This window comes from Aeromonas sp. 3P, from assembly GCF_051919745.1.
Taxonomy (GTDB): Bacteria; Pseudomonadota; Gammaproteobacteria; order Enterobacterales; family Aeromonadaceae; genus Aeromonas; species Aeromonas veronii.
The window spans coordinates 2,992,977-3,016,304 of record NZ_JBQBED010000001.1; the positions used below are offsets into that span (position 1 = coordinate 2,992,977).

Genomic DNA, 23,328 nt, shown 5'->3' on the forward strand with positions numbered 1-23,328 from the left:
TTATTGAGTCAGAAGATCGGCGAGGGCATTACCCTGTTCATGCAATGTTTCGAGCTGGCCTGCCAGCGACTTGGGATCCAGTCCCAGCTGATCGGCGAGCGGTTTGGGGAAGCGGGCGATGATGGCCTGGGCAGGCACGCCCGCGTTCCAGGCGAAGGAGATAAACACGGCGAGGCGGATCAGCACCGCCTCCTTGCTGACCGGATCGTGGGAGAGCGGGTCAAGCTGTTGGGAGATGGCATCGACGAAGGCCTCGGAGAGGTTCCAGCGCCGCGCCAGCTCGGCACCGAGCTGAGCATAGTCGTAGCCCAGCATCTCCCGCTGGGCCTCGACCCGGCTGCTGCCGTTCTGGAGCGCCATGTTGATGAGCTCGGCCTCCTCCGGCAAGGTGCTCTGGATAAGCAGTTCGCCGATGTTGTGGATCAGGGCGCAGGTAAAGGCGGTCTCGGGATCCATCACCTTGGCCTCCTGGGCCAGGGTTCGGGCTATGGTGGCGACCTGGAAGGTCTCGGTCCAGAACTTGTTCTTGTCGAAGCTGGGCGGGGCCTTGAAGGTGCCGATGATGCCGGAGGCGACCACCACGGAGCGCAGCCGGTTGAAGCCGAGCCGGATCACCGCCTGCTCAATGGAGGTCACTTCGTTGCCCCGGCGCAGGGCGGCCGAGTTGGCCATCCGCAGCACCTTGACGCTGATCACCTGATCCATGGCGATCTTGGCCGCAATCTCGTCGATGCGGGCATTCTCGTCGTTGAAGCTCTGCATCAACTCGTGCAGCAGCTTGGGAATAGTGGGGAGTTGTTTGATCTTGTCAAACAGGCGATCCATCGACATGGCTGAGGCAGCCTCCGTTGCGAACTCTGCCTCATATTGTGCCACAGCCGGACAACATGTTCCTGTTTGTGATGCGGCTTTGTGAGCGCTAGAACACCCAGTCGCGCAAGGTGTATTCCAAACGGTGCTGTTTGCCCTGCAGGATCAGGTTCTGACTGGTACCGCTCAAGGTCGCCCCCTCGGTAAGGGTGGTCAGCACGGCCTGTTCTATGGTGTCGAGCGGTGGCATGCAGGCCATTTCGGTACTGCCCAGACTGGTGACCCACAGTTTGTCATCTTCCAGATGGCCCTGACCGAAGTAGCGGTTGCAACCGGCGATGCCGTTGACGGTGAAGTGCTCGCCGATCTCGAAATCGGGGGGATTGTTGCGGGGTGCCTTGATCGGTTCGCCATCCAGTTTGCTCAGTACCCAGTGGTGGTGTTGCAGATCTTGCTGAACAAAGGCGGTCGAGCTGCAGCCAGCGAGCAGTAACAGGGGGATCAGCAAAAAGGGCAATCTGGGCATGAGGGGGCTCCGGTTGGGGGAGCGTCAAGAATACCCTTTTTGGGCCGTCGGGAGCAGGGCGGGAGAGGGGACGACCGACCGCTTCTGTCGCCCCTTGTCCCGCGCGACTGTCGCTTAATGGCAACACACGGGTGATGTTGCCATCGATTTACGCTATCTCAGGGCTCAGTTGGCGAACAGCCGCTCGGCATAACGGGCAAGACCCGCGGCCACCGAGCCGAAGTCATCCCCCCCCTCAAGCGGGATGGACGGGAGCTTCTGGCGGATAAAGCTGGCGATCAGCGGCGAGCGGGCGCTACCGCCGGTGACGAAGATGCGATCCGGCTGCACACCGGCGGCGGCAATCGCTTCGTCCATCAGATCGCCAATCTTCTCCAGCAGCAGGGCCGAGGCGTTGGCCAGCTGTTCGCGGGTCAGCTCCGCTTCCAGCCCTTTTTCCAGCTCGGCCAGCGACTGGCGATTGAGTTCCCGCTCCGAGAGGGCGATCTTGCCCTGCTCGGCACGCCACACCAGCTGGTGGCTCAGCTTGTGTGCCCGCAGGTTGGCCAGACGCCCCAGCTTGCTGCCGGGCTGGCTGTCGAGCTGCAGATCCTGCAGCTGGCGGGCGGTGTCGAGGCTGTAGAAGCGGCTCTGGGCGCTGACGTCGTTGATGGCGGCCGCATCCCAGAACAGCGGGTGGGGCAGCGGCTTGCCGGTCTTGAGGGTCTCGTGCATGCCGAGCAGCGGCATCATCCCTTCCACCGTCAGGCGGATGTCGAAGTCGTTGCCGCCGATCCGCTGGCCGCTGTGGCCAAGCAGATCGCCGCTGCGATCCAGCTGATCGCGGTAGCTGGGACCCATCCGCAGCATGGAGCAGTCGGTGGTACCGCCGCCGATATCCACCACCAGTACCACGGCGTCTTCGGTGAGGCGCGCCTCGAATTCAAACCCGGCTGCCACCGGCTCGTAGAGGAACTCCACCTGCTCGAAACCGGCCAGACGGGCCGCCTCGGTCAGGATGGCGATAGCTTGCTGGTTGCTCTCTTCCCCCGCCAGACCCTGGAAGTTGACCGGTCGACCGATCACCGCCTGGCGGATAGGGGCGCCGAGCTGCTGCTCCGCCTGTTGGCGGACATGGAGCATCATAGCGCAGACGATGTCTTCAAACAGGGCGATCTGGGGGGCCTTGAGGCCATAGGCACCGAGGAAGGATTTCGGCGATTTGATGTAGTAGCCGTCGTCCGGCTCTTCCAGATAGCGCTCCAGCGCGGCACCGCCAAAGCTCAGCTCGTCGATCAGTCCCTCTTCGCGCATCTGGCGGCGAACCATCTGGGCGCGGGTGACCACGGGGCCACGCAGCTTGAGGTACTCCGCCTGCTGGGCGGGGGCCAGCCCTTCGGCCAGCAGACCGGCGATAGCATCCCGGTGGGGGGCATGCAGGGTGGAGGGGAGATAGCGGGATGCGCCAAGATTCAGCAGCCTGGGGCTACCTTGTTCCATCACGGCCACGGCACAGTTGGAGGTGCCGTAATCAAATCCGATAAACATGGGCGCCAGACTCCTGAATAAAAAAGGGGGGCTAGCCTACCCGAAGGCGCCGGGTCTCACAACCCGGCGCGTGACGAAGAGAGGGCGAGCCCTTATTCCACTTCGTTGTCGCAGCGGCCCTGGCTCTCGATGGCGCGGATATTGCCGAGGGTGGTATCGGCGATGGCGTGCAGCGCCTCGCGGGTCAGGAACGCCTGATGGCCGGTGAACAGCACGTTGTGGCAGGCTGACAGGCGGCGGAACACGTCATCGGTGATCACCTCGTTGGACTTGTCGGAGAAGAAGAGATCCTCTTCCTCTTCGTAGACGTCCAGCCCCAGAGCACCGATACGGGAGGTCTTGAGCGCCTCGATGGCGGCGTTGGAGTCGAGCAGGCCGCCACGGCTGGTGTTGATGATCATCACCCCGTCCTTCATCTTGGCGAACGCCTCCTTGTTCAACAGGTGGTAGTTCTCTTTGAACAGCGGGCAGTGCAGGCTGATGATGTCGGATTGGCGGAACAGGGTATCGAGATCCACGTACTCGGCACCCAGCTCGATGGCTGCCGGATTCTGGTAAGGATCGTTCACCAGCAGGCGAACCCCGAAGCCCTTGAGGATGCGCAGGGCGGCCAGACCGATCTTGCCGGTGCCGATGACGCCAACGGTCTTGCCATGCATGTTGAAGCCGACCAGCCCTTCCAGCGAGAAGTTGGCGTCGCGGGTGCGCTGATAAGCCTTATGGATGCGGCGGTTGAGGCACATCATCATGCCGACGGCGTGTTCTGCAGTCGCCTCGGGGGAGTAGGCGGGCACCCGCACCACTTTCAGCCCCAGCTCTTTGGCGGCGGCCAGATCCACGTTGTTGTAACCGGCGCAGCGCAGGGCAATCACCTGGGTACCGTTGGCGGCCAATTCGGTCAATACCTCGCGGTCGGCATCGTCATTGACGAACAGACACACCACCGGGAAGCCGTGAGCCAGTCGGGCCGTTTTGGCCTCCAGCCGCACATCGAAAAACTCCAGGTCGAAGCCGTACTGGCTGTTGGCCTGGTTGAAATGCTCTTTGTCATAGCTCTTGGTACTGAATACGGCGACTTTCATGTTATGTGCTCCGCAGCGTGTGTGTCGTCAAATTACAACAAAATGGGTCAGCTATCACCGGACAAACCGGCTGGTTATTGTCCCCATGGCATAATGGGAACGGCGCTGACTGCACTCTTGTACGAACCATCCACCAGTTTGGTGCTGTAGGTCAGGTAAACCAGTGCATTGCGTTTCTTGTCGTAAAAACGCACCACTTTCTGCTCCTTGAACACCAGTGAAGTGCTGACATCGAACACCTCTTCCCCCGCCTTCAGCTTTTCGGGCAGGGTGATGGGGCCGATCTGGTGGCACGACAGGGAGGCGTGGGAGGGATCTTCCGCCAGTCCCAGCCCGCCTTTGACGCCACCAGTCTTTGGGCGAGCCAGATAGCAGGCGACGCCGTCGATGCGCGGGTCGTCGAACGCCTCCACCAGGATCTTGTGGTTGGGGCCAAACAGCTTGAAGGCTGTGCTCACTTCACCGACCGGGTCGGCCTTGTCGGCCAGTGCCGGGCCGGCAAACAGGGCCCCCAGCAGTAGGGGCAGGGCGCGGCGAAGGGCGTTATGTCGTGTGTGGTTATGTGTCATGGTCTCTCCTGTTGGCCCGGCACTCCTCAATAGGGAATGCCCAGGCGACGATAGAGGCTGGCAAGCACCCAGGCGGGGCCAATCAGCAGAAATTGCAGGTCGGCGAGGAAGGAGGGGCGCTTGCCCTCGATCTTGTGGCCGACAAACTGGGCTATCCAGAGCAGCACGAACGCTGCCACGGCCGGCCACAACAGCGGCCCCTGCCATTGGTGGCAGATCCACAGTCCCAGTGCGGTTAGCCCGGCCATCCCCGCGAACAGCGAAAACGACAGCTGCAGATAGAACAGCAGCACCGGAATAGCCGCCACTGCCGCCCAGTTGAGGATCTCTGGCAAGGGCCCGTGTGGCAGACACCAGAGCAGCGCCAGCGAGCAGAAATAGATGCCCGGCACCGCCAGCTTATGGATGGCGACGTTGACCGGATGGCGATGGCTCTGGCCGTACTCCACAAACCACTCCTGGATTCCCTTCATGGCACCTCCCTGGCGCACTTTGTTCTCGCTGCCTGACCTTCGTGGTCAGGCGTTCGTGATGCTTATCCTTGCGGTGGATACTCCCAATATTGGGCCGGAATGGATTTTAGCAACGGGGTCATATCCGGATTGGGCAGGGCGATGGTGACCCGCTGATCGAGGTTGGCGCTGGCGAGCGCTTCGCGGATCTTGGGGTTGTCATTGAAGAACTTCATAAAACTGCCATCGGCATAGGCCCGCTCCAGCCCGGTCTGAATCGCCTTGGCCAGCTTGGGGTATTCGGGGCTGACGAAGAAGAACTGGGCAAAGGGGTAGCGGATCAGCAGATGCTGCTCGATGGCGAGGTTGGGATACTGCGCCACCAGCTCGCTGCGCTCGGCGAAGATCTCCACCAGGGCGCGCGGGAAGAAATCGATCTTGTCGCCGTCGTTGATAAGGCGAAACAGGCTGCTGTATCGGCCGGAGAAGGTCGGGATGCCCGCATTTTCCAGAATTTTGTTATCGGCCCAACCGACCCCTTGCGCCGCCTTCAGCTGTTTGAGGTCGGCCAGGGTATTGATCTGGTTGAACTTCTCCTGAGCGTCCGCGTGGATGAATGACAGCCGCAATCCTTCCAGCCCGCGAAACAGCGGAATGGGGACGGCAATCAGGGAGGATTCGAGTGCGCTGGAGGTGCCCATCCAGAAGACGTTGATGGTCTTGCCCTTGCTCAGCTGCTGCTGGAGGGTGAACTGGTTGAGGTCGAGTTCGACAGGCTGGATGCGAAAGGGTTGCCCGGAGCGGGTCAGGGCCAGTTCCAGCAGCTTGTACTGGTACTCCTGGTCAAGATTGTTGACGGGACGGCTGGGGACCTTGACCGTCAGAACCTGTGCTTGTGCCAGCAGTGGCAGGCACAAACACAGCTTGATGAGCCATTTCACTCTCTGTTCTCCTGTAGATTCCGGAAGGTGTCCGGAGTCTAACAGAACTTGTCACCATCTTGCTGCGAGGCGTTGTGCAAGGTTTGAGCGCGGTGCCCTGCCTTGTTGGCGTCTGTTGCACCAGAATGGTGACGGTTCTTCGAAGAATCAGGCGACGCGACGGAACACGTGGGTATCGTTAAATTCCTTGGTGCTCTGGCATTCGACGCAGAAACGGGATTCCGGACGGGCATGCAGCCGCTTGAGGGAGATCTCGTCACCGCAAGATTCGCAGTAACCAAAATCCCCTTCGCTGATGCGCTTCAATGCGCCCCGCAGCTTGCGCAGGTGCAGCTTGTCGTGCTCGATGCGGTTCAGCTCCAGACGGCGGGCTTCCTCGATACTGGCACGGTCAATTTCATCAGCCATCTCGTTGGTGTCGGTGGCGATGGCCTGGCTGGCCTGGGAGTTCAGGCGCTCTTCGAGCTCGACGATCTGTCGCTCGATCTGCCCCTTGTAAAAGGCCAGTTGGTCTTCAGTCATGAAATCACACATACGATTAACTACCAGTCAGTTTACTAACCCAATTATCCCTGTTTATGGGGGCTGTCTGCCTACAGACCAAGCCCTTGTATCCCGATTTGCACCTGTTTCATGCAAGAGAGTGCAAATCAGGGCGGGCCTTGTACCAAAAAAATGCAGCCAAGCAAAGCAAATAGGATAAGGATTGTGCGCCCTTGCAAAAAAATGGTCCGTTCCTGCGGGGGATTGGTCGGGATCTGGCGCCTGCTTCACCCTCTGTTGGCATCGCCTTTGCAACAATGAGAGGGGGGGGCTTCGTACGGATTTGAGTGTTTAGTATTTGGTGCCGCCTTGGTCATTATATGCGCCGTTATTTATAGTTTTTTAAACACGCCCGCTTGACATTGCCCTTGATGGCGGGCTTTTATGGTGATGTTGATTACAATTTTATAACAAGGGTGTTCCATATATTAGACACCCTTGCCAATGGCAACCGTAAAGTCGGGGTTTAACATGGACAGTATCAAAGGCTGGATGGAGAGCAATCGCATCACGGAAGTGGAGTGCCTGTTCCCGGATTTCACCGGCAACGCCCGGGGCAAGATCATCCCAGCCAACAAGTTTTTGCGCGAAGGGGGCATGCGTCTGCCCGAGGTGATTTTCACCCAGACGGTGACCGGCGAATATCCGGATGACGACAGCATGATCGACCCGCTGGAGCGGGACATGCAGCTCTATCCCGACCCCAACACCATCCGTTTTGTCCCCTGGGCGCTGGAGCCCACTGCCCAGGTGATCCACGACTGTTTCGACGTCAACGGCAAGTTGATCGACATCGCGCCGCGCTCCGTGCTGCGTCGGGTTCTGTCATTTTACGAGAAGCAGGGCTGGAAGCCGGTGGTGGCGCCCGAGCTGGAATTCTATCTGGTCACCCGCAACGAAGACCCCGACTATCCGCTGGTACCGCCGGTGGGTCGCAACGGCCGCCCGGAGACCGCCCGCCAGTCGTTCAGTATCGATGCGGTCAACGAGTTCGACCCCATTTTTGAAGACATGTATGACTACTGCGAGGCGCAGGAGCTGGAAGTGGACACCCTGATCCACGAGTCGGGCGCCGCCCAGATGGAGATCAACTTCCTGCATGGTGATGCCATCGATCTGGCGGATCAGGTGTTCCTGTTCAAGCGCACCATGCGTGAGGCCGCTCACCGCCACGGCATCTATGCCACCTTTATGGCCAAGCCGATGAGTGACGAACCGGGGTCGGCCATGCACATCCACCAGAGTCTGGAAGATGTGAACGGCCACAACCTGTTTGGCACCCCGAGCGGCGGCAACAGCGAACAGTTCATGCACTTCATCGCCGGTCTGCAGAAATACACCCCGGCGGTGACCGCCCTGCTGGCCCCCAACGTCAACTCCTACCGCCGCCTCACCTTTGGCGAGAGCGCGCCGCGCAACGTCCAGTGGGGGGTCGAGAACCGCACTTGTGGCCTGCGGGTGCCCTTCTCCGACCCGAGCGCGCGGCGGGTGGAGAACCGTTTCGCCGGTGCCGATGCCAACCCCTATCTGGCGCTGGCCGCTACTCTGGCCTGTGGCTATCTCGGCATGATGGAGAAGCTGGAGCCGCTGCCGGAGATGAAGTCGAGCGCCTATGACCTGCCCTACAGCCTGCCCCGCTCGCTGGAGGAGGCACTCAGCCATCTCGAACAGTGCGAGCCCATCAAGGAGATGCTGGGGGAGCGCTTCACCCGCGCCTTCGTCGCGGTCAAACGCAAAGAGTACGAGACCTACTTCGGGGTGATCAGTCGCTGGGAGCGGGAGTTCCTGCTGCTGAACGTTTGATCCCCCTGTAACGGGGAGGCCGGAGTCGGCCTCCCCGATCCCTGTATCGAAGAGACCGGAACGCGAGTCAGGTGGCGGCTGCCGCCTGTGAGTAGTTGTGGCTGCGAGCATGCAAGCCCGCCTGACTACCCACCTGACTGCTTGACGACTGAATCTTGCTAAATCGAAGGAACCGAGGAGCAACAAATGCAGCAGACAACCCGTGAGTGGCAACAACTGGATGCCAGCCACCACCTGCACCCCTTTACCGACTTTCAGGCCCTGAACAAGAAGGGTTCGCGCATCATTACCAAAGCCAGCGGTGTCTATCTGGAAGACTCCGAGGGCAAACGCATTCTCGACGGCATGGCGGGCCTGTGGTGCGTCAATATGGGCTATGGCCGCCAGGAGTTGGTGGATGCCGCTACCCGTCAGATGCAGCAGTTGCCCTACTACAACCTCTTCTTCCAGACCGCTCACCCGCCGGTGATCGAGCTGGCGACCCTGCTGGCCGAGGTGACACCCGCCCATCTCAACCACGTCTTCTTCACCGGCTCCGGCTCCGAGTGCAACGATACCGTGCTGCGGATGGTGCGCCACTACTGGGCCAGCAAGGGGCTGCCTGACAAACAGGTGATCATCAGTCGCCATAACGCCTATCACGGCTCCACCGTGGCGGGGGCGAGTCTGGGTGGCATGAAGGGGATGCATGCCCAGGGCGGACTGCCCATTCCCGGCATAGTGCACATCGATCAGCCCTACCACTTCGGTGAGGGGCAGGGGATGAGTGCCCACGAGTTCGGGCTGGAGCGAGCCCGTCAGCTGGAGCAGAAGATTCTGGAGCTGGGGGTGGACAAGGTTGCTGCCTTTATCGGCGAGCCGATCCAGGGGGCGGGCGGCGTCATCATTCCGCCTGACAGCTACTGGCCGGAGATCCAGCGCATCTGCGATCACTACGGCATCCTGCTGATCGCCGACGAGGTGATCTGCGGCTTTGGCCGCACCGGCCACTGGTTTGCCAGCGAAGGGTTTGGCATCAAGCCGGACCTGATGTGTCTGGCCAAGGGGATCACCTCTGGTTATCTGCCGCTCGGCGCAGTGATGGTCAGTGACCGGGTTGCCAAGGGGCTGGTGGAGGAGGGGGGCGAGTTCAACCACGGCTTCACCTACTCGGGTCATCCGGTCTCTTGCGCCGTGGCGGTGGCCAATATCCAGCTTATGCAGAAAGAGAGCATAGTTAAGCGAGTGCATGATACTATCGGCCCCTATTTGCAGCGCCGTTGGGCGGAGCTGGCCGATCATCCGCTGGTGGGAGAAACCCGTGGCAAAGGATTGGTCGCCGCGCTGGAAATCGTTGAGGACAAGCAGACCAACCGGCGTTTCCCGGCTCAGGCAAATGCGGGGATGACTTGCCGAGAGTTCTGCTTTAACAATGGCTTGGTGATGAGGGCGGTAGGCGATACCATGATCATATCGCCCCCCTTGGTCATCACCAAGGAACAGGTTGATGAATTGGTCGATCTGGCCAGGCGCAGTCTGGATCTGACAGCCGCAAAGCTGAAGGGTTGAGGCCGGTCGGGCAGGTTGGCATGCGCATACAATTTGCTTAGGAGACAAGGATGATGTCTTTCAAAACAGGAGTGATCGCTGCCTCTGTGGCTCTGGTCATGGCAAGTGCCGGAGCAATGGCTGAAGAGAAGGTGCTGCACGTCTACAACTGGAGCGACTACATAGCGCCGGATACCCTGGATAATTTCCAGAAGGAGACGGGGATCAAGGTGGTCTATGACGTGTTCGACAGTAACGAGGTACTGGAAGCCAAGTTGCTGGCGGGTAGTTCGGGCTACGACATCGTGGTGCCATCCAACCCCTTCCTGGCCAAGCAGATCAAGGCGGGCGTGTTCCAGAAACTGGACAAGTCCAAGCTCTCCAACTGGCAAAACATGGATGTCGACCTGCTCAAGGCGCTCGAGCCGAGCGATCCGGGCAACCAGTACTCCATCCCCTATCTGTGGGGCACCATCGGCTATGCCTACAACGCCGAGAAGGTGAAAGCCGTGCTGGGGGCCGATGCCCCGGTCAACTCCTGGGATCTGGTGTTCAAGCCGGAGAACATGGCCAAGTTGAAAGAGTGTGGCGTCTCCTTCCTCGATTCACCGACCGAAATGCTGCCAGCTGCCCTGCAATATCTGGGCTTCAAACCGGATAGCCAGAAACCGGCCGAGCTGAAGAAGGCCGAGGAGCTGTTCCTCTCCATCCGTCCCTATACCGCCTATTTCCACTCCTCCAAGTACATCTCGGATCTGGCCAACGGCAACCTCTGCGTAGCGGTCGGTTACTCCGGTGACTTGCAGCAGTCCAAGGCGCGGGCAGCCGAGGCCAAGAATGGCGTCGCGCTCACCTACACCATTCCGAAAGAGGGGGCAGGCAGCTTCTTTGACATGATCGCCATTCCGGCGGATGCCAAGAACGTCGAGGCGGCCCACACCTTCATCAACTACCTGATGAAGCCCGAGGTGATCGCCAATATCACCAACGTGGTGCAGTTCCCGAACGGCAACAAGGCGGCGACCCCGCTGGTGGATGAGGCGATCCGCACCGATCCGGGTATCTACCCTGATGCGGCAACCCTGCAGAAGATCTACACCTTCCCGGATCTGCCGGCCAAGGTGCAGCGTCTGATGACCCGCAGCTGGACCAAGATCAAGTCCGGCAAGTAAGTAACGAATGCCCCTCCCGGTCCGCAGTTCGGCCGGGAGGGTAGTGATGCCATCCATCCGGATGGGCCGCGCGAATGGATGCGCAGACGGTCAACCACTGAAACAGGAGAACTGACACCGTGAATACAACCAGATTGCTAACCATAGCGCTGACCATGGGATTGGCGAATGTGGCCCAGGCTGCCCCTGTGCTGCACTTCTACAACTGGTCTGACTATATCGGCGAGACCACCCTCAGCGATTTCCAGCAGGCGACCGGGATCAAGACCGTCTATGACGTGTTTGACTCCAACGAGACCCTGGAAGGCAAGTTGCTGACGGGGCGGACCGGTTACGATTTGGTGGTGCCCTCCAATAATTTCCTGGCCAAGCAGATCAAGGCGGGAGCCTTCCAGAAACTGGATAAATCCCTGCTGCCCAATCTGGCCAACCTGGATCCCGTGCTGCTCAAGCAGCTCGACAAGGTGGATCCGGGTCATCAGTACGCGGTGCCCTATCTGTGGGGGACCAACGGCATCGGCTACAACGTCGACAAAATCAAGGCGGTGCTGGGAGTCGACAAGATTGACTCCTGGGCCACCATCTTCGAACCGGAAAACATGGCGAAACTCTCTCGCTGCGGCGTCGCCTTCCTCGACTCTGCCGACGAGATGATCCCTGCAGCTCTCAACTACCTCGGGCTCGATCCCAACAGTCATGCGACGGGGGATATCAAGAAAGCCGAGGCGCTGCTACTCAAGGTGCGGCCCTATGTGGCCTACTTCCACTCCTCCAAATACATCGGCGATCTCGCCAATGGCGACATCTGCGTGGCGGCCGGTTTTTCCGGTGACATCCTGCAAGCCGCTGCCCGCGCCGATGAAGCTGGCAAGGGGGTGAAAATTGCCTACAGCATTCCGAAAGAGGGGGGCAATCTCTGGTTCGACATGATGGCGATCCCGTCCGATGCCACCAATGTCAAAGAGGCGCACGCTCTCATCAACTACGTCCTGCAGCCCGAAGTGATCGCCAAGGTCAGCGACTATGTGGGCTATGCGAATCCCAACTCAAGGGCGGGCGAGTTTATGGATGAGGCGGTGCGCAACAATGAGGAGGTTTATCCCCCTCAGGCCGTGCTGGAGCGACTCTATGTGCAGGAAGCACATCCCCGCTCGGTACAGCGTCTAATCACCCGGAGTTGGACCAAGATCAAGTCCGGTACCTAACCTTGGTGCCCGTTCGGGGGCGCCAAATCGCTTTTATGGATCGGCCGCAAGGCTGGTATCACGTTGGGGAGTTTGGTAATGGCGATAGCCTCCAGTGCCTACAAGAAAGCCCTCGAGGGCAGTCAGCAGCGCAAAGAAGTGCTGGTGAAAATTGATCGGGTAAGCAAGCAGTTCGACGAAACGCTGGCGGTCGATAACGTATCTCTCAATATTCACAAGGGGGAGATTTTCGCCCTGCTCGGCGGGTCCGGTTCCGGCAAATCGACCCTGCTGCGGATGCTGGCCGGTTTCGAGCGCCCGACCGAGGGGCGGCTGTTCCTCGACGGGGTCGACATCACCGACATGCCCCCCTATGAACGCCCCATCAACATGATGTTCCAGTCCTACGCCCTGTTCCCCCATATGACGGTGGCCCAGAACATTGCCTTTGGCCTCAAGCAGGATGGCCTGCCCAAGGCCGAGATCGATGCTCGGGTGGAGGAGATGCTCAAGCTGGTGCAGATGACCCAGTATGCCCGTCGCAAACCGCATCAGCTCTCCGGTGGCCAGCGTCAGCGGGTGGCGTTGGCTCGTTCCCTGGCCAAGCGTCCCAAACTGTTGCTGCTGGATGAACCCATGGGGGCGCTCGACAAGAAGCTGCGTTCCAAGATGCAGCTGGAGCTGGTTGAGATCATCGAGCGGGTCGGGGTGACCTGTGTCATGGTGACCCACGATCAGGAAGAGGCCATGACCATGGCGGAGCGGATCGCCATCATGCACCTCGGCTGCATCGAGCAGATCGGCAGCCCGATGGATATCTACGAGACCCCAGCCAGTCGGCTGGTGTGCGAGTTTATCGGCAACGTCAACCTGTTTGACGGCCTGCTGGTGGAGGATGAGCAGGACCACGCGACTATCGCCTGCGCCGATCTGGAACAGCCCATCTATGTGGGCCACGGCATCAGCTCCCGCGCCGAGAACAAGAAGGTGACCTACGCCCTACGGCCAGAAAAACTGCTGATGAGTCTGCAAAAACCGGAGGAGATCGAGCACCCGGACTTCAACTGGACCAAGGGTGAGGTCTATGACATCGCCTATCTGGGCGGTCACTCGGTTTATCACATCCAGCTGCCCTCGGGCAAAATCGTTCAGGCTTTCATCGCCAATGCCGAACGCCACGGCAAGCGGCCAACCTGGGATGACCAGGTGTTCCTCTACTGGGAAGATGACAGCGGCGTGGTGCTGCAATCATGAAGTTCTTGCAACGACTGAAGCGGGTCGGGGGGCGCCGACTGGTGATCGGCATCCCCTTCTTCTGGCTGTTCCTCTTCTTCCTGCTGCCCTTTGTCATCGTGGTGAAGATCAGTTTTGCGGAAGCGGATGTGGCGATCCCGCCCTACACCGATGTGGTGAGCTGGGCCGACAATCAGCTCACCATCCTGCTCAACATGGGTAACTACCTGCTGCTGCAGGAGGATGAGCTCTATATCGCGGCCTATCTGGGCTCCCTCAAGATGGCCTTCGTCAGTACTTTGCTCTGCCTGCTGATTGGCTATCCGATGGCCTACTCCATCGCTCGGGCCAACAAGGAGACCCAGACAGTTCTGCTGCTGCTGATCATGATGCCGACCTGGACCGCCATTCTGATCCGGGTCTATGCGTGGATGGGGATCCTCAGTAACAACGGCCTGCTCAACAGCGTCTTGCTGGGGATCGGGGTGATCGACGAGCCGCTGCAGATCCTCAACACCAACCTGGCGGTCTATATCGGCATCGTTTACTCCTACCTGCCCTTCATGGTGCTGCCGCTCTACGCCAATCTGGTCAAACACGATCAGAGCCTGCTGGAGGCGGCCTCCGATCTGGGGGCCCGCAACCTGACCCGTTTCTGGCAGATCACGGTACCGCTCTCCAAGAACGGCATCATCGCCGGCTGCATGCTGGTGTTCATTCCGGTGGTGGGGGAGTTCGTTATTCCGGAAATGCTGGGCGGCCCGGAGACCCTGATGATCGGCAAGGTGCTGTGGCAGGAGTTCTTCAACAACCGCGACTGGCCGGTTGCCTCTGCGCTGGCGGTAGTGATGCTGGCGGTGCTGATCATTCCGATCATCCTCTTCAACCGTAACCAGGCCAAAGAGCTGGAGGGCAAGGCATGATGAGACGTTTCGGTTTTGCCAAACTGATGCTCTGGCTGGGGCTGCTGTTTATCTACCTGCCCATGATCATCATGGTGATCTACTCCTTCAACGCCTCCAAGCTGGTGACGGTGTGGGGTGGCTGGTCGCTCAAGTGGTACTTCGGCCTGCTCGACAACAAGCAGCTGATTGGATCCGTGTTCCGCTCGCTGGAGATCGCCTTCTACACCGCGATCGCTGCAGTGGCGCTGGGGACGGTGGCGGCCTTCGTGCTGACCCGAATTCCCCACTTCCGTGGTCGCACCCTGTTCGGCGGCATGGTGACGGCGCCGCTGGTGATGCCCGAGGTGATCACCGGTCTGTCGCTGCTGCTGCTGTTCGTGGCGATGGCCCAGCTGGTGGGCTGGCCCGCCGAGCGGGGCATGCTGACCATCTGGATCGCCCACACTACCTTCTGTACCGCCTATGTGGCGATCGTGGTGTCGGCGCGCTTGCGGGAGCTGGATCTCTCCATCGAGGAGGCGGCGATGGATCTTGGCGCCAAGCCGTGGAAGGTGTTCTTCCTGATTACCATCCCGATGATCGCCCCCTCGCTGGCGGCAGGCGGCATGATGTCGTTCGCCCTGTCGCTGGATGATCTGGTGCTGGCGAGCTTCGTCTCCGGCCCGGGCTCCACTACCTTGCCGATGGAGGTCTTCTCGGCGGTACGGCTCGGGGTGAAACCCGAGATCAACGCGGTGGCCAGCCTGATCCTGCTGTCGGTATCGCTCTTTACCTTCGGCAGCTGGTATCTGATGGCCAGGGCGGAGAAGCGCCGTCGCGCCGAGATCGCCATGACCACCCAGATGCAGGCCGTGGTCTGACGCCATGATAAGATCCGCCTACTCTCGTCAACCTGGAGGATGAGTATGCGGATCTCCCTTTTTAGCGGTCGTGGCACCGAGCTGGTGCCCGGCCTCACCAGTGCCATTCACAAGCAACCGATCTCTGCACCAGTTCGCTGTACCTTTGCCGGTCTGGAAGGGGATGAGCAGTGTGACCTGCGCCACCACGGTGGCCCGGATCGGGCGCTCCACTACTATCCGGCCGATCACTATCTCTGGTGGCAGACCTGGCAAACTGCGCTGGGTCTTCCTGCTCCCCGCACTCCCTGGCAACCCGCCGCCTTTGGCGAGAACCTGTCCGGTGTCGGGCTGACCGAGACGCAGGCCTGCATTGGCGATGTCTATCGACTTGGTGAGGCACTCATCCAGATAAGTCAGCCAAGATCGCCCTGCTTCAAGCTCAATCAGCGTTTCGGCTATGGCCAGATGTCGCAGGTGATGCAGCTAAATGGCCGTTGTGGTTGGCTGCTGCGGGTGCTGGAGGAGGGGATGATTACACCCGAGGTGACCATGGAGCTGGTAGACAGGCCTTACCCGGATCTGACGGTAAAGCGCACCGCCAATATCCTGTGCAATCAGGTGCGCAATGAAGCGGATCTGTTGCTGCTGCTGGAGAATCCGTCCCTCTCACCCAACTGGCGTCAGCATGCGGCGGATTGGCTGGAGCACGGCACAGTCGCTGACTGGCAACGTCGTCTGCTGGGGCCCGAGTCGCTGCGCTTGCCTTGAGGCAGAGTTAGCGGAATGTCACCATCCGGCTGCATTTCGGTAAATGGAGACGAAGAGTGCTGAATAGTTGAGCGAACGGCACTTTTTTTCCTGCCAAACGCAAAAAAGGCTTGTGTCGGGTCGGGGCTTTCGGTAAATTCCCGTCCCGCAGACATCGGTGTGTAGCGCAGCTTGGTAGCGCACTTCGTTCGGGACGAAGGGGTCGGAGGTTCGAATCCTCTCACACCGACCAAATTTGAAAAGGCCGCTCAATAGAGCGGCCTTTTTGCATTTTCCTTCCAGTTACTCGGTTTTTCATTAGCTGCTGACCTGTTACCTGGCCAAGTGATCTGACTTGCAGTATGCAGGGTCGAAGCAAGACCACGGACATTAAAAGGGCCACCGCTCGGTGGCCCATCGGTGGAGTCTTATCCTGACTCCGGCACTCTAGATTGTGGCAATCTCGCTATGGGTCTTGTCTATGGTGCCCTCCTTGCGCGCCAGGCGCTTACTCAGATATGCCAGTGCTGATGCCGCAAAGCCTTGAAACTGTGTTGAGGCAGCAAGGCCGCGTGCTTGGGGTACTCACTAATGAAATGTTCTATTCCCTCCATCAGTTGTGCACGTAATGAAATCACGGGCTCATGCCAGGCTTGCAGGCATAAATGGCCGGGGATCAACTGCTCCTGATAATCTTCCAGCAGCTGTTCTGGCCAGGGTTCAATACCGGAATTGCGTTGCAGCAAATAGTGGGCGGCGGGTTCACGGGCATAAATGAACTGAATTTGGGCCAGATCGCGTTGGCATAGCGTTTGACTGTTGATGTGACAGGTCAAATATTTTCCCGTTTTCAGATCCAGAAAGTGACCGCGTTGCCGACAGGGAACGATGCGATACCAAGGCAAGGGTGAGGAGAGAGAATACCCCTCAAGCTCCTGTTCCAACCAGTGGCGACACTCGGGTGTCTGCACCTCGTCGAGCATGGACTCGAGCTGTGTCAACAAGGCTCTGGATGGTTTGATGGCCAGTTTCGCACTCATCGCCTGCAATCCTCCCTCTGCACACAATCCCGACTATCAGTATGGACCTTGTTCGGCCAGAGGGGGTAAGGAATCTAATGATTAAAAGTGGATTAGCCGCGTGGTTTTTATGCACTAACTTGGTTCAACCCACCAGATAGGTACCGGTGCCGAAGGCGATGTGGGTGCCTTCTTCGTTGTGCAGCTCCATCCGGGCGACAGCCACCTTGCTGCCAGCCCGGATGATGTGGGCGGTGGCGATAAACTCGTTGCCGCGCCCCGGGCGCAGGTAGTCCACCCGCAGATCTATGGTGCCGAGGCGGGCGAAGCGCTCCTTGAGATAGCTGGGGGAGAACTCCTCCAGCTCGTCGATGCAGGAGGCGGCGACGATCATGCCACCCGCCACATCCAGCAGCGTGGCGGTGACGCCGCCGTGCAGGATGTTGTGGAAAGGGTTGCCGATCAGCTTCTCGTCCATCTTGATACGTAGCTCCACCTTGTCGAAGTCGTAGTGGGTCACCTGCATGCCGATCAGTTTGTTGAAGGGCATCTTCTCGGCAAACAGGTTGGCAATGCCACTGAGCGCCATCTTCTTGAGCATCTGTTTCATTCTCTGATCCCAATCCTTGTCATCAAAGCCGAGTAAAAACTCCAGCCAGTCTGCAACAGTTCCTTAACAGTCGCAATGGCAGGTTTATTGTGGGCGGCGGCTGCTTTAGAATGGCGACCCCAAAGGAGAGCCCATGACCGCGATTGCCGAAACCCTGCCAGATCCTCAGCCAGAGAGTCCGCTTGCCCTGCTGCAGGCGGTCTTCGGCTATCAGCAGTTTCGGCCGGGTCAGCTCGAGATCATCGAGCAGATCGTCGCGGGGCGTGATGCGCTGGTGCTCAAACCCACCGGTGGCGGCAAGTCGCTCTGTTACCAGATCCCGGCACTGCTGCGGCCCGGGCTCGGTGTGGTGGTCTCTCCCCTTATTTCGCTGATGAAGGATCAGGTCGACAGCCTGCGCGCCAACGGCGTAGCGGCGGTCTACATCAACTCGGCCCTGAGCCGGGAGGAGATGATTCAGAACTTCGCCGCCATGCGCCGCGGCGAGATCAAGCTGGTCTATGTCTCCCCCGAGCGCTTGCTGCAGCACGAGTTTATGGACCGGCTGGCCGAACTGCCGCTCGGGCTGTTCGCCATCGACGAGGCGCATTGCGTCTCCCAGTGGGGCCACGATTTCCGGCCTGAGTATGCGGCGCTGGGGCGACTCAAGCAGTGGTTCCCGCAGGTGCCGGTGGTAGCGCTTACGGCCACCGCCGACGAGGCGACCCGTAGCGACATGCTGCATCGGCTGGAACTCCACGACCCCTTTATCCACACCGCCAGCTTTGACAGACCCAATATCCGCTACAGCCTGGTGGAGAAGTTCAAGGCGGCGGAGCAGCTGCTGCGCTACGTGCAGAGCCAGAAGGGCAACTGCGGCATCGTCTACTGCTCCAGCCGCAATCGGGTGGAGGAGGTGGCCGAGCGGCTCTCCCGCCACGGCTGCAAGGCGGCGCCCTATCACGCCGGCCTGCCGCTCGAGCTGCGTCAGCAGACCCAGGAAGCCTTCCTCAAAGATGACATCGAGATAGTGGTGGCGACGGTGGCGTTCGGTATGGGTATCGACAAGCCCAACGTACGTTTCGTGGTGCACTACGACATTCCGAAGAACATTGAATCCTACTATCAGGAGACCGGTCGTGCCGGTCGCGATGGCACTCCCGCCGAGGCGCTGCTGCTCTACGATCCTGCCGATATCGGCCGGGTGCGCCGCTTGCTCGATAACATCGAGAATCCGCAGCAGTTGCAGGTGGAGCAGTACAAGCTCAACGTGATGGCGGCCTTTGCCGAGGCGCAAACCTGCCGCCGTCAGGTGCTGCTCAACTATTTCGGCGAGTACAACGACAAGCCCTGTGGCAACTGCGATATCTGTCTCGATCCGCCCAAGAGCTATGACGGCACCGAAGATGCCCAGAAGGCGCTCTCCTGCGTCTGGCGGGTGGGGCAGAATTTCGGGGTGGGTTATGTAGTGGAAGTGCTGCGCGGGTCGCTGAACCAGCGCATCAAGGATCACGGCCACGACAAGCTCTCGACCTACGGCATCGGCAAGGATCAGAGCCACGAATACTGGATGAGCGTGATCCGCCAGCTGATCCACAAGGGACTGCTGACCCAGAACATCACCCGCAATCTGGTGCTGCAGCTGACCGAAGCGGCCCGCCCCGTGCTGCGTGGAGAGGTGAAGCTGGAGCTGGCGGTGCCCCGCCTGCAGCCTATCTCCAGCCGCAAGGAGAAGCGCAATGGCCTGCTCGACAACGCCAACTACGACAAACGGTTGTTCAAGGAGCTGCGCGGCCTGCGCAAGCAGATTGCCGAGGACGAAGAGGTGCCGCCCTACGTGGTGTTCAACGATGCGACCCTGGTGGAGATGGCTCAGCTGATGCCGATGACCGAAGACGAGATGCTGGCTATCAACGGTGTCGGGCACCGCAAGCTGGAGCGCTTCGGCGAAGCCTTTATGGATCTGATCATCGACTACTGCCGGCGGTAGGGTCGATTAGGCAGCCTAATCGACCACGGTAAGCGCGGCTCGGAAGAACCTGGGTCAGACGCGAGGTTATTTCAGGCTGGCATAGAAGGCGGCTAAATTGTCGATATCCGCATCGGTCAGCGGCGCCATGAAGGGGTCCATCAAGGGCTCTTTGCGAGTGCCATCCTTGAACGCTTTCAACTGTTTCACCAGATAGGCGGCATTCTGACCCGCCAGATGGGGATAGTTGGGGATCATCGCCTTGCCTTCCACGCCGTGACAGGCGGCACAGACCGCTGCCTTGGCTTTGCCGGCCTCGATATCCGCAGCCTTGGCCTGATGACCCCACGCCAGTGCCAGCAAGGGCAGGGCATATACCCATTTTTGCATCTTCTTCTCCTTGAATTGAAAAATGATGGTTGCCAGTTAGCGCAAGCATGGCTGACGGCAGTATAAAGAGTGACACGAGCATACGCAGGGACGAATGGTACAACCATGAAGTTGATCAACACTTTTGCGACCGAGTTGCCCTGGGCCTGTGAACCTGTAGCCCCCCAGCCGCTACAGCAACCCCGGTTGCTTCATCTCAACCGGGCTTTGTTGGCCGAGTTGGGGCTGGGAGGCGTCAGCGAGGCTGACTGGATCGCCTGTTGTGGCGAGGGAAAACGGCTGCCCGGCATGCAGCCGGTGGCGCAGGTCTATGCAGGTCATCAGTTCGGGGGTTATAGCCCTAGGCTCGGGGATGGTCGGGCGCTGCTATTGGGTGAGCAGCTGGCGCCCGATGGCAGCCGCTGGGATCTCCATCTGAAGGGGGCAGGAAAGACGCCGTTCTCCCGTTTTGGCGATGGCCGTGCCGTATTGCGCTCCAGCATCCGCGAATATCTCGCCTCCGAAGCACTCCATGCCCTTGGCATCCCGACCACCCGGGCGCTGGTATTGGTGGGGAGTCAGGAGCCCGTTTACCGCGAACAGGTGGAGACCGGGGCGACCGTGCTGCGAACCGCCCCCAGCCATCTGCGCTTTGGTCATATCGAGTATTTCGCCTGGAGCGGGCAGGGGGAGAAGATCCCGCCGCTCATCGAGTATCTGCTGCGCCACCACTTCCCCGAGCTGGAGAGTGGCGTCGAACTGTTTGCCGAGGTGGTGCGTCGCACCGCGCGGCTGATTGCCAAATGGCAGGCGGCGGGTTTCTGTCACGGGGTGATGAACACCGATAATATGTCGCTGCTCGGGCTGACGCTGGATTACGGCCCCTATGGTTTTATCGATGCCTACGTGCCCGATTTTGTCTGCAACCACTCGGATCCGGCGGGTCGTTACGCGCTGGATCAGCAGCCCGCGGTCGGCTACTGGAATCTGCAAAAACTGGCGCAGGCGCTGGCGGGGCATGTCGACGGTGATGCGCTGGCTGCGGCGCTGGCCCAGTACGAACAGCAGCTGATGCTGCACTACTCCGAACTGATGCGGGCCAAACTCGGGCTGGCGGTGTGGGAGGAGGATGACCCGGCGCTGTTCCGCGAGCTGTTCCGGCTGCTGGCGGCTAACAAGGTGGATTACCACTTGTTCCTGCGTCGTCTCGGTGAGGTGACGCAAGAGGGAGCCTGGCCCGCGTCTCTGCTGGCCCTGTTGCCTGATCCGCGGGGTTGGCAGGCGTGGCTGGAGCGCTATCGGGCGCGGTTGGTGCGCGAAGGAAGAGTGGATGCGGTGCGCAAGGCGCAGATGGATGCCATCAATCCCAAGTATGTACTGCGCAATGCGCTGGTTCAGCAGGTGATCGATGCCGCCGATGCAGGGGATATGCAGCCGTTCGAGCGGCTGTTCGCCGCCCTGCAGTATCCCTATGATGAACAACCCGAATATGAGGATCTCGCCACCCCGGCGCCGGCATGGTATTGCGGTGGCGAGCTATCCTGCAGTAGCTGAGAGACAGGGAATGAGTTGGCAGATCAAACAGATAGATAACGAAGCCTCCGTGGTGACGCTGGATTGCCCGGCGCTCGACTGGGACACGTTTCCGGTGTTGGCGCAGGCCTTGCTGCGAGAGTGGGAACTGCAGTCGTTCGAGCAGGATGTGGGGGCCGACCGCCACAGCTGGCGGCTAGCGTTTGAAGGGAGCCAGTTCCGGCTGGAGTATGAACACTACAGCGGTTGCTGGCTGGAGGCGGTACGCCCGGCGGATCGGGAGGTGTTGCTCTGGCTCGCCAGGCAACACAAGGAGTAACCATCGCCCGCGAGGCCTGCTCTGCGGCTGGCCAATCCGGGCGCATATCATCGCATAAAGATTGAACTATCGATTTGGGGGCGTATAATCTCGCCCCTCGATTATCGCCAATGGTGGCGGTATGGGTTCCCTAACCCCATTAACCAAAAAGGTCACAAGATGAATCTGACCCCTGCGCAGTACCAAACGGCGCTTGTTCGCCTGTCGTTGTTCCACATCCTGATCATTGCCAGCAGCAACTATCTGGTGCAGCTGCCGATCACCGTGTTTGGCTTCCATACCACCTGGGGTGCGTTCAGCTTCCCGTTTATCTTCCTGGCGACTGACCTGACGGTGCGGATCTTCGGTGCCGGTCTGGCGCGCAAGATCATTCAGACCGTGATGCTGCCTGCGCTGGCAGTCTCCTATGCGCTCTCCGTGCTCTTCTTCGAAGGGAGCTTCCAGGGTGTTGGCAATCTGGCCGAGTTCAATCTGTTCGTGGCACGCATCGCGCTGGCCAGCTTTATGGCCTATCTGGTGGGTCAGTTCATGGACGTGGTGGTGTTCAACCGGCTGCGACTGATGAAAGCCTGGTGGGTTGCCCCGGCGGCGTCCACCCTGTTCGGTAATCTGGTCGATACCATCGCCTTCTTCAGTGTGGCCTTCTGGCGCACCACAGATCCCTTCATGGCGGAACACTGGGTCGAGATCGCAACCGTCGATTACGTATTCAAGTTGCTGATAAGCCTTGGTTTGTTCGTGCCGCTCTACGGCGTCTTGCTGCGTTACCTCAGCCGCAAGCTGGTGGGCGAGGCCGGATTATCCAGCCTGCAGACGGCCACCCGACAAGCCTGATGAAATTGACCACCCTTCGCGGTGGTCATTTTTTTGCACTTTCTGCAAATAGCGCTTGCCTAGTTAAATGAGAATGATTATTGTTAACTTGTTTTCCGGGAAAGACTTCATTCGTTCCAACGTGATGGACTTCTTGTGAAGGCACGACATTGCTCACATTGCTTCCAGTTAAGGGCCAGTTTATCTGGCCCTCTTTTTTTGTTTTTTTTCAGCAAATTGCAGCCATAAAAAACGGGAGCCAAGGCTCCCGTCGTTACGCTGTCTGTGGCTTACTCGATGTCGAGTGCCTCGGGTGAGAGGATCACCCCTGTGGTATCGGCGTAAAGGTGGTCGTCAGGCAGGAAAGTCACGCCACCGAAGTTGACCGGCAGATCGGTCTCCCCTACATCCTTGCTGTCGGCACCGACCGGAATGGCTGCCAGCGCCTGAATGCCGATATCCAGATCTTCCAGAATATCGACCTCGCGGACGCAACCGTAGCAGACAATCCCTTCCCAATCGTTCTCGGCCGCCGTGGTGGCGATGTCGCTGTCGATCAGGGCACGGCGCATGGAGCCACCGCCATCGATCAGCAAGACGCGCCCCAGTCCATTCTCTTTGACGAGTTCACGGATCAGGCCATTCGATTCGAAGCATTTGACTGTGGTGATGACGCCGCCGAAAGAGGCGCGGCCGCCGAAGGAGCAGAGCATGGGTTCGAGTACATCCACCATGTCCTGATAGATGTCGCACAATTCTGAAGTGTTGTATTCCATAGTGTCAAATCCACGGCTGGAAACAGGTGCAACCAGTATAAGGAGTGGGTGTGGCATTTCAATGAATATTCCTTGCAC

At 59.6% G+C, this 23,328-nt stretch carries 24 protein-coding genes and 1 tRNA gene; 13 read left to right on the forward strand and 12 right to left on the reverse strand.

The genetic code is table 11. From position 1 onward, the window contains the following. From ACTG19_RS13730 to ACTG19_RS13765, 8 genes are all read right to left on the reverse strand, one after another. Entirely contained in the window at positions 1-831 is an 831-nt protein-coding gene (locus ACTG19_RS13730) for an HDOD domain-containing protein (RefSeq protein ID WP_058059399.1), read from the reverse strand. Between the two features lie 88 nt (positions 832-919). Beyond that, complete coding sequence (locus ACTG19_RS13735) at positions 920-1,336, reverse strand: META domain-containing protein (RefSeq protein WP_439989176.1); 417 nt, start codon at positions 1,334-1,336, stop codon at positions 920-922. Between the two features lie 165 nt (positions 1,337-1,501). Beyond that, positions 1,502-2,863 carry a molecular chaperone gene (gene yegD, locus ACTG19_RS13740; RefSeq protein ID WP_439989177.1) on the reverse strand — a complete coding sequence of 454 codons (1,362 nt, stop codon included), beginning with the start codon at positions 2,861-2,863 and terminating at the stop codon, positions 1,502-1,504. 92 nt (positions 2,864-2,955) lie between these two features. Continuing rightward, on the reverse strand, positions 2,956-3,945 hold the full coding sequence (locus tag ACTG19_RS13745) for a 2-hydroxyacid dehydrogenase (RefSeq protein ID WP_005340720.1): 990 nt from the start codon (positions 3,943-3,945) through the stop codon (positions 2,956-2,958). A 74-nt stretch (positions 3,946-4,019) separates the two neighbouring features. Beyond that, positions 4,020-4,514 carry a CreA family protein gene (locus ACTG19_RS13750; RefSeq protein WP_005355485.1) on the reverse strand — a complete coding sequence of 165 codons (495 nt, stop codon included), beginning with the start codon at positions 4,512-4,514 and terminating at the stop codon, positions 4,020-4,022. 26 nt (positions 4,515-4,540) lie between these two features. After that, entirely contained in the window at positions 4,541-4,987 is a 447-nt protein-coding gene (locus ACTG19_RS13755) for an Mpo1 family 2-hydroxy fatty acid dioxygenase (RefSeq protein ID WP_113740166.1), read from the reverse strand. 62 nt (positions 4,988-5,049) lie between these two features. Beyond that, positions 5,050-5,907 (reverse strand): hypothetical protein, encoded by an 858-nt coding sequence (locus tag ACTG19_RS13760; protein WP_042081792.1) that lies wholly within the window; start codon positions 5,905-5,907, stop codon positions 5,050-5,052. Positions 5,908-6,054: 147 nt separating this feature from the next. Beyond that, positions 6,055-6,441, reverse strand: a complete 387-nt coding sequence (locus tag ACTG19_RS13765) for a TraR/DksA family transcriptional regulator (RefSeq protein ID WP_005356952.1) — start codon at positions 6,439-6,441, stop codon at positions 6,055-6,057. Positions 6,442-6,921: 480 nt separating this feature from the next. Here ACTG19_RS13765 and ACTG19_RS13770 point away from each other — a divergent pair, with 480 nt between their 5' ends. The 9 genes from ACTG19_RS13770 to ACTG19_RS13810 all read left to right on the forward strand — a co-directional run bounded on the left by ACTG19_RS13770 (position 6,922) and on the right by ACTG19_RS13810 (position 16,116). Continuing rightward, positions 6,922-8,253: a glutamine synthetase family protein gene (locus ACTG19_RS13770; protein WP_088868211.1), complete on the forward strand. Its 1,332-nt coding sequence runs from the start codon at positions 6,922-6,924 to the stop codon at positions 8,251-8,253. A gap of 186 nt (positions 8,254-8,439) precedes the next feature. Further along, complete coding sequence (locus ACTG19_RS13775) at positions 8,440-9,801, forward strand: aspartate aminotransferase family protein (protein ID WP_439989178.1); 1,362 nt, start codon at positions 8,440-8,442, stop codon at positions 9,799-9,801. Between the two features lie 53 nt (positions 9,802-9,854). Then, a complete protein-coding gene (locus ACTG19_RS13780) occupies positions 9,855-10,952 on the forward strand; it encodes an extracellular solute-binding protein (RefSeq protein WP_005340709.1) in 1,098 nt (365 codons plus the stop codon). A 119-nt stretch (positions 10,953-11,071) separates the two neighbouring features. Then, positions 11,072-12,157, forward strand: a complete 1,086-nt coding sequence (locus tag ACTG19_RS13785) for a polyamine ABC transporter substrate-binding protein (protein ID WP_113740164.1) — start codon at positions 11,072-11,074, stop codon at positions 12,155-12,157. 78 nt (positions 12,158-12,235) lie between these two features. Then, the gene (gene potA, locus ACTG19_RS13790) at positions 12,236-13,390 is read left to right on the forward strand and encodes a polyamine ABC transporter ATP-binding protein (protein WP_005340704.1); all 1,155 of its coding nucleotides are present in this window, start codon (positions 12,236-12,238) and stop codon (positions 13,388-13,390) included. Further along, positions 13,387-14,292 (forward strand): ABC transporter permease subunit, encoded by a 906-nt coding sequence (locus ACTG19_RS13795; RefSeq protein ID WP_005340703.1) that lies wholly within the window; start codon positions 13,387-13,389, stop codon positions 14,290-14,292. The genes potA and ACTG19_RS13795 overlap by 4 nt, the downstream gene beginning before the upstream one ends. Beyond that, positions 14,289-15,134 carry an ABC transporter permease subunit gene (locus ACTG19_RS13800; RefSeq protein ID WP_005340701.1) on the forward strand — a complete coding sequence of 282 codons (846 nt, stop codon included), beginning with the start codon at positions 14,289-14,291 and terminating at the stop codon, positions 15,132-15,134. The genes ACTG19_RS13795 and ACTG19_RS13800 overlap by 4 nt, the downstream gene beginning before the upstream one ends. Positions 15,135-15,179: 45 nt before the next feature. Then, a complete protein-coding gene (locus ACTG19_RS13805; protein WP_113740163.1) occupies positions 15,180-15,884 on the forward strand; it encodes an MOSC domain-containing protein in 705 nt (234 codons plus the stop codon). 155 nt (positions 15,885-16,039) lie between these two features. Next, positions 16,040-16,116: transfer RNA gene (locus ACTG19_RS13810), tRNA-Pro, on the forward strand. A 259-nt stretch (positions 16,117-16,375) separates the two neighbouring features. Here the strand turns inward: ACTG19_RS13810 and ACTG19_RS13815 are convergent. Both ACTG19_RS13815 and ACTG19_RS13820 read right to left on the reverse strand, forming a co-directional pair. Then, positions 16,376-16,903, reverse strand: a complete 528-nt coding sequence (locus tag ACTG19_RS13815) for an AbiTii domain-containing protein (protein WP_005356927.1) — start codon at positions 16,901-16,903, stop codon at positions 16,376-16,378. Positions 16,904-17,027: 124 nt separating this feature from the next. Next, positions 17,028-17,492, reverse strand: coding sequence for a thioesterase family protein (locus ACTG19_RS13820; protein WP_005355465.1), 465 nt, complete (start codon positions 17,490-17,492; stop codon positions 17,028-17,030). 133 nt (positions 17,493-17,625) lie between these two features. Between ACTG19_RS13820 and recQ the strand changes: the two genes are divergently transcribed. Beyond that, positions 17,626-19,461, forward strand: a complete 1,836-nt coding sequence (recQ, locus tag ACTG19_RS13825; protein ID WP_113740162.1) for an ATP-dependent DNA helicase RecQ — start codon at positions 17,626-17,628, stop codon at positions 19,459-19,461. Between the two features lie 66 nt (positions 19,462-19,527). Here the strand turns inward: recQ and ACTG19_RS13830 are convergent, their stop codons facing one another. Beyond that, positions 19,528-19,830, reverse strand: coding sequence for a c-type cytochrome (locus tag ACTG19_RS13830; RefSeq protein ID WP_005340687.1), 303 nt, complete (start codon positions 19,828-19,830; stop codon positions 19,528-19,530). A 105-nt stretch (positions 19,831-19,935) separates the two neighbouring features. On the opposite strand from ACTG19_RS13830, the gene ACTG19_RS13835 reads away from it, so the two are divergent. The 3 genes from ACTG19_RS13835 to ACTG19_RS13845 all read left to right on the forward strand — a co-directional run bounded on the left by ACTG19_RS13835 (position 19,936) and on the right by ACTG19_RS13845 (position 22,495). Then, positions 19,936-21,363: a protein adenylyltransferase SelO gene (locus ACTG19_RS13835; protein WP_439989179.1), complete on the forward strand. Its 1,428-nt coding sequence runs from the start codon at positions 19,936-19,938 to the stop codon at positions 21,361-21,363. Positions 21,364-21,373: 10 nt separating this feature from the next. Next, complete coding sequence (locus tag ACTG19_RS13840; RefSeq protein WP_439989180.1) at positions 21,374-21,661, forward strand: DUF3630 family protein; 288 nt, start codon at positions 21,374-21,376, stop codon at positions 21,659-21,661. A gap of 159 nt (positions 21,662-21,820) precedes the next feature. After that, entirely contained in the window at positions 21,821-22,495 is a 675-nt protein-coding gene (locus tag ACTG19_RS13845; protein ID WP_042059239.1) for a 7-cyano-7-deazaguanine/7-aminomethyl-7-deazaguanine transporter, read from the forward strand. Between the two features lie 269 nt (positions 22,496-22,764). Here ACTG19_RS13845 and rraA read toward each other — a convergent pair whose 3' ends face one another. Then, positions 22,765-23,250: a ribonuclease E activity regulator RraA gene (rraA, locus tag ACTG19_RS13850; RefSeq protein WP_005340678.1), complete on the reverse strand. Its 486-nt coding sequence runs from the start codon at positions 23,248-23,250 to the stop codon at positions 22,765-22,767. Positions 23,251-23,328 lie beyond the last annotated feature (78 nt).